The following is a 10,330-nucleotide window of genomic DNA, read 5'->3' on the forward strand; positions in this document are numbered from 1 at the left end:
AAAAAAGGGCTTCGTGGATCATCCACGAAGCCCTTTTTACTAGGGCAGCTCCAACCCGCCAGCTGCCTTGTGCAGCTTTCTCAGATGTTCGCCAACTTGCTTCAGGTTGGCTTCATTGGCGGCCATTTCGGCTGCACGACTCGGTTCGAGCAGCGCTCTCACTTCCTTGTCCAGGTCGCCTGTCAGCACCAGAAGTTGCTTTTGGCGCAGGCTGCTTTCTGATTCCAGGCGTTGCCATTCACTCGGTTGGGGCAATCCATAACCGCTGCTGCCGAGCAGTTCCGCCGGACGGCTGAGGTAGCCGCTGTTGGCCAGAATATCCTTCAAGGTCGCATTGGCCTTGTCCATACCGCCGTTTTCCAGATTCCGAGCACCCAGGTAACGCTGCTTTACTTCGTCCTGAGCCAGCAGCAATTGCTGGCGCAAGGCTGCCTGTTCCAACAACAACAACGCCGCGCTGGCGCGCAGGTCAGCCTGTTCGAACCATTGCCGGCGCTCTACCGCTTTCAATGCCAGCCAGTCTTCGACTTTTTCCTGCTTGATCGGCAAGCGCTTCTTCAACACGTCGAACATGGCTTGATAACGATCGCGGAAGGAGTCGAAGCGATAACCCAGTCGGAGCGCTTCACGTGGGTCATCCAGCACGCTGGTATCCGCCAGCCCGCGCCCCTTGAGCACTTTGAGCAAGCCGTTCGGCATGATGTTATCCAGTCCGACCAGTTGTGCATTATTGGTGCCGCTGCGCAGCAACTTCAGCTCCTCCACCGCGCAGTTGTTGGACAGGAAAAAGTAGCTGCCGTCGTAACTCCAGTGCATCTCGGCGGCGCGCTCCACGACGCCTTCGATCTCGCTGCGCGACAGATTGAGCGGCACCGAGGCGAGGCTGCGCAGTTCGGTCTTGGTGTATTCGTCGATCACTTGGGCCAGTGGCAGGACAAACAGGCGCGACGGGTATTTACCGACCAATCCGTCCCAGCTCGAGAGCTGTACGTCACCGACGAAGGCGCGATAAGACAAGACCAGATGCTGGTCCAGGTCGAGACGGCAGTCGGGCCCCCGTGGTCGTCCTGGCGCACAGATCACCAGTCGCAACATGCTGTGGCCCCAGCGGCTGACCCAGTTCTGATTGGCTTCGGCCAGCAGATAGTCGACGGCATAGACCCGTTCCGGATCCACCTGCCCAAGGGGTTGCTTGGCGAAGTCATTGCCAGCATTGAGGAAGGCGAAGGTTTTGGCGCAGGTGTTTTTGGCTGCCGGCGCCCAGCCGAAGTGTTCCTGGTAGTAGCGATACAGCATTGGACGACGACAGGCGTAGCTCGGGTCGAGTAGGAAATACTCCATGTTGACCGCGACGAACTCTTTGGGACTGTCCGTTTCGTAGATGTCCGGACTGCGGGCGATCTGCTTGTTGTGTTGTTCACGTTCACCGCGACGGCCGACGTATTGTTGCCAGCCGGCCAGGTCGAGCAGGCGTGGATCGTCGCTGAGGGTGAAGCGACGATCATTCTGGCCACGGCACTCGTCAGGAATACCGACCAGTCCGGCACTGTTGTTGCGCCGGGTGCAGCGTTGAATCAATTTACGCTCCGCGTCTGGCCACAGGCGCGAGCGGTCGTAAATGTGGGTGAGCTCGTGCACCACCGTGGCGAGCATTTCCCTGCGTACGGTGCCGTGAGGGCGATAGGTTTTCCTGGTCGCGGCGCTGCCATCGGTAAGGCTGGCGAGCAGGTTGCGGTTCAGGTCGAGTTCGGACACCAGCGATGCCTGGCCGTAGGCATTGCTTGGCATGTTGTCGGTCCAGCCGACATCAATGCGCCGATCCAGTTGCTCGATGAAACGAGGCGGAAGCGCCTGCATGGCTTCATCTAACAGTGCCTGGCTGGCCTGCTGTTGTGCCGGGCTGAGACCTTCAGTCTTGAGTTGTAATTGCAGACTGGCGTGAGCCGCGTTGCCGAACAGCAACATGACCCCGGCCAGCAGCCAGGCGGCTGGCGACTTCACAGGGCGAGGATGGCTTCGGCGAGTACCTGGTCACTGGCATCCCGGGCCTCAGGCACGCGATCGCGCAGGGTGTTGAAAGCCGCTTCGAGGTGCGCGCCACGGATATCGCCGTCGCTGGCAACAAACGTGGCTGCGTCGTCGTGGGCTTCACGAATGATCTTCGAGTCACGGATGGAGGTGGTGGTATCAGAGGTGAAATCAAGCGTGCGCTGGGTGGCACGAATGAGCATGTTACTGGTGGCAACCAGGGTATGGGCCTGTGCCACATCGGCCAGCAACAACAGACCAAGGGTGGCAGCAATCAGCGGGCTACGCATGGAACGACTCCGGGGAAACAAGGATAACTATTGGACGAGAATTGCCAGTGCCAGTTCAAGGTCGCTTGCATGAAGTTTGGGCTGGGTCTGGCGCAGATAAATCAGGGCGGACTCCAGCTGTGCTCCTCGCAATTGGGTGTCGCTGGCGATGAATGCCGCTGCATCATCGTGAGCGGCGAGCAGCAGTTTACGGTCGAAGGGCGCGGAGGTCACCAGACTGCTGCCATAACCACTGGCGACAGTACCTTGTGTGGAAAGATTGAAGGCATCGAAAGCATGTGCCGAGCCCGACCAGCAGGCCACAAGCAATAGGGGCGTGAGCAACAACCTTGAATGAAAACGCATGAGACTCGATAGCTGAAAGCGAGCCCCAAGGCTAGCGCAACGTCCGGTCTAGAGCCAGCGCCGAAACATGGGGACACGTTGGGCGTGTCCCACGTCAGGGCTTTCGCTTAGATGGTCAGGATGGCTTGAGCCAGCTGTGCATCCGTTGCGTTCAGCTGTGGCGCCTGGTGGCGAATGTAATCGAGCGCACTTTCGAGTTTTACGCCGCGGATGGCACCTTCGCTGGCGACGAAGCTGGCGGCATCATCGCGCGCTTCACGCACAATCTTGTTGTCCTTAAAAGAAGAGGAAACGACGTCGGTGGTTGCATCGGACGTGGCCTTTAACGCTTTGACGACAGCGTCAGTGGTCACGACAAAGCTGGTGGCGTTGGCATTGGCAGCCACTGCAAGCAGGGCTGCGACGCTGAGCAAGCGAAGACGGGACATGGTGTATCTCCTTCAGGAAAACCAATTGAGAGGTGGCAAGGTATCTGCTGGATCAGACGCCTGTTGTACAGCGTGCGCCACGTTCCGGTTGATATTAGGCCTGCTTTTAACAGTTCGCACAGCCCGTCTGTTCAGGGTCGGTCGCTAGCGCCAGAACGGTTTATCCAGTTCATTGACGCGATCGGCGTGGCTGATGCCCAGGTCTGAAAGCTGTTGATCGTTTAGCTGACCCAATAGGCGCCGGGTTCTGGCCCGTTCCAGGCCGCGGGAGAGTGCTGCCCACGTACGTTGTAGCCAGGTGAAACAAGGTTTCGCTTGCGGCGCAGGTGCGGAAATATCTTGTAAGTGATTCATGGCGCGATCCGTGTGCTTTGGAATGAGCCTCCATGGTGGCCCTCCCCGTTTTTGCTAAACAGATACACCGCATAGAAATTGTACTTGTACAGTGATCGGTTTTAACAAACTGTACCGCTCTTGCATAACGCTGTTGTTTTTCCGAGTTCGATGGCGCGAAAACGACAARGCCCGTCGTGGTTTCCCACGACGGGCTTTGTTTTTTCAATCTGGAGTGCTGGCAGTGGACCCGAGGGGTCAGGGCCAGCGACGCTAGCTTAGCGCCAGAACGGCTTGCTCAGCTCTTCGTAGCGTTGTGCTTCGCTAATCCCGGCGTCAGCCAGCAGACGCGAATCCAGGCGAGCCAGTTGATGGCGGCTGGAGATGCGGCGCTGCCACAGCATCAGGTTGGCGATAACGCGCAGAGGCATCGAGGCTTGGGTTTTTGCAGCAGTGTCTTCGAAGAACAGGCCGGAACTGAGTGTACGTTCCATGATTGACATCCTTCCGCTTGTGGCGGGATTAGGTAGTGGTTTAACTGGTGCCCATGATCCTCTCGTTTGCCTAGTCACTGTAGATACAGTTCATCTGTATTGTGAGGGCTCAGTTAACTGTTTATAGGCGGTGTACTGGTAAAAATTGAGGCAACTGTATCTATCTGCACTTATTTAGTGCGTTTTCGTGTGAATGGTTTGAAAAGGTAGGGAATTACGGTAGGAAATGACCAGTACAGCAGTACAGTTTTAAACAGATTTCCACGAAACAATAGCGCGCTGACGAAACTGTGTTTGCGTCAGCCGCTATCTGTACCAATTACGCCTTGAGCATGCGCCCTGTTTCTTCCAGGTTGATGTGCCAACTCAGCGCATCGCGCAGGATATGTGGCGTGTGTCCGCCGATTGCACAAGCTGCGGTGAAGTAGTCGTCCAGGGCCTGGCGATAGTCCGGGTGCACACAGTTGTCGATGACGACCCGCGCCCGTTCCCGTGGTGCCAAACCACGTAAGTCAGCCAGACCGATTTCGGTGACGAGGATGTCGACGTCATGCTCCGTGTGGTCAACGTGGCTGACCATCGGCACGACGCTGGAGATTGCCCCGCCCTTGGCAATCGATTTGGTGACGAAGATGGACAGATGCGCATTGCGTGCAAAGTCGCCCGAGCCGCCAATGCCGTTCATCATCCGTGTGCCGCACACGTGCGTGGAGTTGACGTTGCCATAGAGGTCGAACTCCAGCGCCGTGTTGATACCGATAATGCCCAGTCGACGCACCACTTCCGGGTGATTGGAGATTTCCTGTGGGCGCAGCACCAATTTGTCCTTATAGCGCTCAAGGTTGCCAAACACGTCGGCATTGCGACGACTCGACAAGGTGATCGAGCTGCCCGACGCAAAGCTCAGCTTGCCGGCATCGATCAGGTCGAATGTCGAATCCTGCAGTACCTCGGAATACATGGTCAGGTCTTCGAACGGTGAGTCGATCAGGCCGCACATCACTGAGTTGGCGATGGTGCCGATACCGGCCTGCAATGGGCCAAGCTTGTTGGTCATCCGTCCGGCAGCCACTTCCTGCTTGAAGAAGTTGATCAGGTGGTCGGCGATGGCCTGGGTCTCGGTGTCCGGTGGCAACACCGTGGAGGGGGAGTCGGATTGATTGGTGATCACGATCGCGACGATCTTCTCCGGCGGGATCGGGATGGCGGTGCTGCCAATGCGATCATCGACCTTCACCAGTGGAATCGGCGTGCGGGTCGGGCGGTACGTCGGGATATAGATGTCGTGCAGGCCTTCCAGGTTCGGGTTGTGCGCCAGGTTGATCTCGATGATCACGTGTTTGGCGAAAATCGCGAAGCTGGCCGAGTTGCCGACCGATGTGGTCGGTACGATATGGCCCTGTTCGGTAATGGCAACGGCTTCAATCACCGCGATATCCGGCAATTTGAGTTGTTGGTTGCGCAGTTGCTCCACGGTTTCCGAGAGGTGCTGGTCGATGAACATCACTTCGCCTGCGTTGATGGCTTTGCGCAGGGTGCTGTCCACCTGGAAGGGCATGCGCCGCGACAGTACACCGGCTTCGGTCAGCTGTTTGTCGAGGTCGTTACCCAGGCTGGCACCGGTCATCAGGGTGATTTTCAGCGGCGTGACCTTGGCGCGTTCGGCCAGCGCGTGAGGTACGGCTTTCGCTTCGCCGGCGCGGGTGAAACCACTCATGCCGACGGTCATGCCGTCCTCAATCAGAGCGGCAGCGTCGGCAGCGCTCATCACTTTATCCAACAACGAAGGCAGGCGAATACGGTCACGGTACATGGATTGTTATCTCGGGCAACGGGTAGCAGGATGCGCAGTCTAGTGAATTTCGCGGGCGCCTGTCCCGCTACCAAGGTCGCAAACGAGGCGTCTATTCAGCGGGTTTCAAGTAAAACACTGTTACCGGATCGGTAACAACGCGGCAAATTGTCCAGCGTTTGCGCAAACAAAAACGCCCCGACAAGTCGGGGCGTTCAGTGTAGCAGCGGAGGGTTACTCGACCGCTTTAACCATATCTTCGATGACTTTCTTGGCGTCGCCGAAGACCATCATGGTTTTGTCCAGGTAGAACAGTTCGTTATCCAGGCCGGCATAACCGCTGGCCATCGAACGTTTGTTGACGATGATCGTCTTGGCTTTGAACGCTTCGAGAATCGGCATGCCGGCAATCGGCGATTTCGGATCGTTCTTGGCGGCCGGGTTGACCACGTCGTTGGCGCCCAACACCAGCACCACGTCGGCCTGGCCGAACTCGGAGTTGATGTCTTCCATCTCGAACACCTGGTCGTAAGGCACTTCTGCCTCGGCCAGCAACACGTTCATGTGGCCAGGCATACGACCGGCAACCGGGTGGATCGCGTACTTCACGGTCACGCCGCGATGAGTCAGCTTCTCGGTCAGCTCCTTGAGCGCGTGCTGGGCACGGGCCACTGCCAGGCCGTAGCCCGGAACGATGATCACGGTATCGGCGTTGGTCAGCAGGAACGTCGCGTCGTCAGCCGAGCCGGATTTCACCGGGCGGGCTTCCTGGGCGCCGGCCGGTCCTGCGTCGGCCGTGTTGCCGAAGCCGCCAAGCAGCACATTAAAGAAGGAACGGTTCATCGCCTTGCACATGATGTACGAGAGGATCGCACCGCTTGAGCCCACCAGCGAACCGGCGATGATCAGCATCGAGTTGTTCAGCGAGAAGCCGATACCGGCTGCCGCCCAACCGGAATAGCTGTTGAGCATCGACACAACCACCGGCATGTCTGCGCCGCCAATCGGGATGATGATCAGCACGCCCATCACGAAGGCCAGGACCAGCATCAGCGCAAAGGCATTGAGATTGCCGGTCATCATGAAGGTCACGCCCAGAGCCAGTGTGGCCAGGCCCAGCAGCAGGTTCAGTTTGTGCTGACCGCTGAACTGTACCGGTGCGCCCTGGAACAGGCGGAACTTGTACTTGCCCGAGAGCTTGCCGAAAGCGATGACCGAACCGGAGAAGGTGATTGCACCGATGGCTGCGCCAAGGAACAGTTCCAGGCGGTTACCGGCCGGAATCGAATCGCCCAGTTGCTTGACGATGCCCAGTGACTGCGGCTCAACGACAGCAGCAATAGCGATGAACACGGCGGCCATACCGATCATGCTATGCATGAAGGCGACCAGTTCCGGCATCTTGGTCATCTCGACGCGCTTGGCCATGATCGAGCCGGCGGTGCCGCCGACCAGCAGGCCAACGATAACGTAACCGATGCCGGCGGTGGCCAGTTCAGCGCCCAGCTTGTAGATGAGGCCCACGGTGGTGAGGATCGCCAACGCCATGCCGAGCATGCCGTAGACATTGCCGCGCCGAGACGTGGTTGGGTGCGACAGGCCTTTGAGGGCCTGGATGAAGCAGATCGACGCGATCAAGTAGAGCGTCGTGACAAGGTTCATGCTCATTACTTAGGCGCCTCTTCTTTTACGACTTTCGGGGCTTTTTTCTTGAACATCTCAAGCATTCTGCGGGTGACCAGGAAGCCACCAAACACGTTCACCGCTGCCAGGGCCACCGCGAGGGTGCCCATGGTTTTGCCCAGCGGCGTCACCGTCAAGGCCGCTGCCAGCATGGCGCCGACGATGACGATTGCCGAGATGGCGTTAGTCACCGCCATCAACGGTGTGTGCAGCGCAGGCGTAACGTTCCAGACCACGTGATAACCGACATAAATCGCCAGCACGAAGATGATCAGGTTGTAGATACCGGGGGAGATAAGCTCTTCCATCGTCTGAATCCCTGCTTAGGCGTTTTTGCGGATGACTTGGCCGTCGCGGCACATCAGGCACGCGGCGACGATATCGTCTTCTAGGTTCACTTCGAATTGGCCTTCTTTGTTGAAGACCAGCTTCAGGAAGTCCAGCAGGTTACGGGCGTACAACGCCGACGCATCTGCCGCCACTTCACCGGCCAGATTGGTCGGGCCGCAAATGGTCACGCCGTTTGCAACGACGACCTGATCCGCCACGGTCAGCGGGCAGTTGCCGCCCTGGGCCGCCGCGAGGTCGATGACCACCGAGCCCGGCTTCATCTGCGCCACCGTTTCGGCGCTCAACAGAGTCGGTGCCTTGCGGCCCGGGATCAGTGCCGTGGTGATAACGATGTCAGCCTGCTTGGCGCGTTCGTGTACGGCCAGGGCCTGACGTTGCATCCAGCTGGCGGGCATTGGACGCGCGTAACCGCCGACACCGACAGCGCACTCGCGCTCTTCATCGGTTTCGYACGGCACGTCGACGAATTTCGCACCCAGGGATTCGATTTGTTCCTTCACCGCCGGACGTACGTCCGAGGCTTCGATAACCGCGCCCAGACGCTTGGCGGTGGCAATCGCCTGCAATCCGGCCACGCCTGCGCCCAGAATCAGCACGCGCGCTGCTTTCACGGTACCTGCTGCTGTCATCAGCATCGGCATGAAGCGCGGGTAGTGATGAGCAGCCAGCAACACCGCTTTATAGCCGGCGATGTTCGCTTGGGAGGACAGCACATCCAGGCTCTGTGCACGGGAAGTGCGTGGCGCAGCCTCCAATGCAAAGGCGGTAATGCCGCGCTCGGCCAGCTTGGCAATGGTTTCATTGCTGAACGGATTGAGCATGCCCACCACAACGGTGCCGCTTTTAATCAGCGTCAGCTCGCTGTCGCTGGGGGCGACCACCTTGAGAATCAGCTCTGCACCAAACGCATCATTGGCGCTGCCAATGGTTGCGCCTGCCGCTTCATAGGCACTGTCGACAACGCTGGCGTTAACGCCGGCGCCGCTTTGCACAGTGACTTTATGACCCTGGCCGATCAGCTTCTTGATGGTTTCCGGGGTTGCAGCAACCCGCGTTTCACCCGTCTGGGTTTCGAGAGGAACACCAATGTGCACGTCAAATCTCCTGCGTGATCTTATTGAGTAAACCCAGGCACTACGGATGGTGCGGCTGGGGCGGCCGATCAGCACGATCCCGCCAAATCAAGGCGGGGCGCGGCATTTTGCAGGCGAACTTTGTGCCCTTCAAGGGGTTATGACGGGTGACGGAAAATTAACTACAAGTCACCCCGTGACCGAATGTCGCAACTAACCGGCTGCACCCCATGCAGGCCGTGACTTACAGGAGTTTTTGTCGAAATTACAGAAATTACATATCTTTACGCTGAATGAGGCGTTATAGACCGCAAATAGAGGCTCAAAGCCACGTCTTCAGGCGCTTCTGGGACGTTGGTGCTGCCTTTCGGTACAGTCTGTGAATATGCGACATATAGTTATATCTGTAGGGCTTTTAATTTGCTGACTACGGGGTCAGTTAATCCCTTGAAGCCTTTATCCCTCTAGGTTGTAGCTGTGAGCCTGATTGAGCAGCCAGTCGCGAAATGCTTTCAAAGAGGCTGATTCCACCTTTCGCTCGGGAATCATCAGGTAATACGCCTTGATGCTGGACAGTGCCTGGGGGTTGGCAATCACCAGTCGTTTCTCCGCCAGTTCACGCTGAATCAGGAACGGAGGGATTAGCGCAATCCCCATGTCATGCATCGCGGCTTGAGCAAGCATGGAGAATAGCTCGTAGCGCGGTCCTGTCATGTCCCGAGGGATATTCAGCTGTTGGGAGTTGAACCACTGACGCCATGCATAAGGGCGGGTGGTCTGTTGCAGCAGGGGGAGGTCGGCGATTTCGTCAGGTGTCAGCCGAGTCTTTTTTCCCAGTAGGTTCGGACTGCACACTGGCATCGGATTTTCCCCCATCAACCTGTGGGACTCGGTACCGGACCAATCGGCGTCACCGAAGTAAATCGCCGCATCAAAATCAGTGTCGGCAAACAGGAACGGGCGGGTGCGGTTGGTGAGGTTGACCGTCACCTCCGGGTGCTTGTGCTGAAAGTCTTTGAGTCTTGGCAGCAGCCATTGAGTGCCGAAAGTCGGAACTACCGCCAGTTCGATCACATTGGCGCCCTGTTGCCCCATTACCGACAACGTGTCCCGTTCCACTGCGTCGAGCTGTGTGGCCACGCGGCGACTGTAGGAAAGGCCGGCCTCCGTCAGTTTCACCCCGCGCCGCGAGCGTCGGAACAGTTCGACGCTGAGGAACTCCTCCAGGCTGGCGATCTGTCGGCAAATCGCACCCTGGGTCAGCGAAAGCTCCTGGGCGGCTTTGGTGAAGCTTTCATGCCGTGCGGCCGCTTCAAAGCTGATCAGGGCGGTGGTGCTGGGGATTTTCCTGCGCATGTACGTCAACCTCACTAATACATCGCATAAAGGCTCTTTTGCGATGTTTCGGAGTGAGAATTTAGCACAACAGTATGCGAAATCCTCGTTTGCCGTAATGCCGAACCCGGCCTAGGATCAGTCCACGTTATTTGACCCGATTCGAGAGGACACACTC

11 protein-coding genes are annotated in these 10,330 nt (G+C 57.9%); all 11 read right to left on the bottom strand.

Annotation, left to right across the window (positions count from 1 at the left end; translation table 11 throughout):
* Nucleotides 1-39 precede the first annotated feature (39 nt).
* Nucleotides 40-2,001 (bottom strand): DUF7844 domain-containing protein, encoded by a 1,962-nt coding sequence (locus AC1D2P_RS20055; RefSeq protein WP_109786912.1) that lies wholly within the window; start codon nt 1,999-2,001, stop codon nt 40-42.
* On the bottom strand, nt 1,998-2,318 hold the full coding sequence (locus AC1D2P_RS20060; RefSeq protein WP_046031096.1) for a DUF2388 domain-containing protein: 321 nt from the start codon (nt 2,316-2,318) through the stop codon (nt 1,998-2,000). The genes AC1D2P_RS20055 and AC1D2P_RS20060 overlap by 4 nt, the downstream gene beginning before the upstream one ends.
* Before the next feature lie 27 nt (nt 2,319-2,345).
* A complete protein-coding gene (locus tag AC1D2P_RS20065) occupies nt 2,346-2,663 on the bottom strand; it encodes a DUF2388 domain-containing protein (protein WP_077430953.1) in 318 nt (105 codons plus the stop codon).
* A 107-nt stretch (nt 2,664-2,770) separates the two neighbouring features.
* Entirely contained in the window at nt 2,771-3,091 is a 321-nt protein-coding gene (locus AC1D2P_RS20070) for a DUF2388 domain-containing protein (RefSeq protein ID WP_046031098.1), read from the bottom strand.
* 144 nt (nt 3,092-3,235) lie between these two features.
* Complete coding sequence (locus AC1D2P_RS20075) at nt 3,236-3,445, bottom strand: DUF1127 domain-containing protein (RefSeq protein ID WP_077430952.1); 210 nt, start codon at nt 3,443-3,445, stop codon at nt 3,236-3,238.
* A gap of 257 nt (nt 3,446-3,702) precedes the next feature.
* Entirely contained in the window at nt 3,703-3,918 is a 216-nt protein-coding gene (locus AC1D2P_RS20080; protein ID WP_046031099.1) for a DUF1127 domain-containing protein, read from the bottom strand.
* A gap of 319 nt (nt 3,919-4,237) precedes the next feature.
* Entirely contained in the window at nt 4,238-5,731 is a 1,494-nt protein-coding gene (locus AC1D2P_RS20085; protein WP_077430951.1) for an acetyl-CoA hydrolase/transferase family protein, read from the bottom strand.
* Nucleotides 5,732-5,944: 213 nt separating this feature from the next.
* Nucleotides 5,945-7,378 carry an NAD(P)(+) transhydrogenase (Re/Si-specific) subunit beta gene (locus AC1D2P_RS20090; protein WP_046031101.1) on the bottom strand — a complete coding sequence of 478 codons (1,434 nt, stop codon included), beginning with the start codon at nt 7,376-7,378 and terminating at the stop codon, nt 5,945-5,947.
* The gene (locus AC1D2P_RS20095) at nt 7,378-7,701 is read right to left on the bottom strand and encodes an NAD(P) transhydrogenase subunit alpha part 2 (RefSeq protein ID WP_007947884.1); all 324 of its coding nucleotides are present in this window, start codon (nt 7,699-7,701) and stop codon (nt 7,378-7,380) included. The genes AC1D2P_RS20090 and AC1D2P_RS20095 overlap by 1 nt, the downstream gene beginning before the upstream one ends.
* A gap of 15 nt (nt 7,702-7,716) precedes the next feature.
* Nucleotides 7,717-8,838, bottom strand: a complete 1,122-nt coding sequence (locus AC1D2P_RS20100; RefSeq protein WP_477811559.1) for a Re/Si-specific NAD(P)(+) transhydrogenase subunit alpha — start codon at nt 8,836-8,838, stop codon at nt 7,717-7,719.
* A gap of 435 nt (nt 8,839-9,273) precedes the next feature.
* Nucleotides 9,274-10,173 (bottom strand): LysR family transcriptional regulator, encoded by a 900-nt coding sequence (locus AC1D2P_RS20105; RefSeq protein ID WP_109786913.1) that lies wholly within the window; start codon nt 10,171-10,173, stop codon nt 9,274-9,276.
* Nucleotides 10,174-10,330: the final 157 nt, after the last annotated feature.

Source organism: Pseudomonas sp. P1_F1_2, from assembly GCF_056405815.1.

What these genes read in the sequence shown, in the direction of transcription:
- AC1D2P_RS20060 (WP_046031096.1), bottom strand. Translation starts at nt 2,318, where the DNA reads ATGCGTAGCCCGCTGATTGCTGCCACCCTTGGTCTGTTGTTGCTGGCC.
- AC1D2P_RS20065 (WP_077430953.1), bottom strand. Translation starts at nt 2,663, where the DNA reads ATGCGTTTTCATTCAAGGTTGTTGCTCACGCCCCTATTGCTTGTGGCC.
- AC1D2P_RS20070 (WP_046031098.1), bottom strand. Translation starts at nt 3,091, where the DNA reads ATGTCCCGTCTTCGCTTGCTCAGCGTCGCAGCCCTGCTTGCAGTGGCT.
- AC1D2P_RS20075 (WP_077430952.1), bottom strand. Translation starts at nt 3,445, where the DNA reads ATGAATCACTTACAAGATATTTCCGCACCTGCGCCGCAAGCGAAACCT.
- AC1D2P_RS20080 (WP_046031099.1), bottom strand. Translation starts at nt 3,918, where the DNA reads ATGGAACGTACACTCAGTTCCGGCCTGTTCTTCGAAGACACTGCTGCA.
- AC1D2P_RS20085 (WP_077430951.1), bottom strand. Translation starts at nt 5,731, where the DNA reads ATGTACCGTGACCGTATTCGCCTGCCTTCGTTGTTGGATAAAGTGATG.
- AC1D2P_RS20090 (WP_046031101.1), bottom strand. Translation starts at nt 7,378, where the DNA reads ATGAGCATGAACCTTGTCACGACGCTCTACTTGATCGCGTCGATCTGC.
- AC1D2P_RS20095 (WP_007947884.1), bottom strand. Translation starts at nt 7,701, where the DNA reads ATGGAAGAGCTTATCTCCCCCGGTATCTACAACCTGATCATCTTCGTG.
- AC1D2P_RS20105 (WP_109786913.1), bottom strand. Translation starts at nt 10,173, where the DNA reads ATGCGCAGGAAAATCCCCAGCACCACCGCCCTGATCAGCTTTGAAGCG.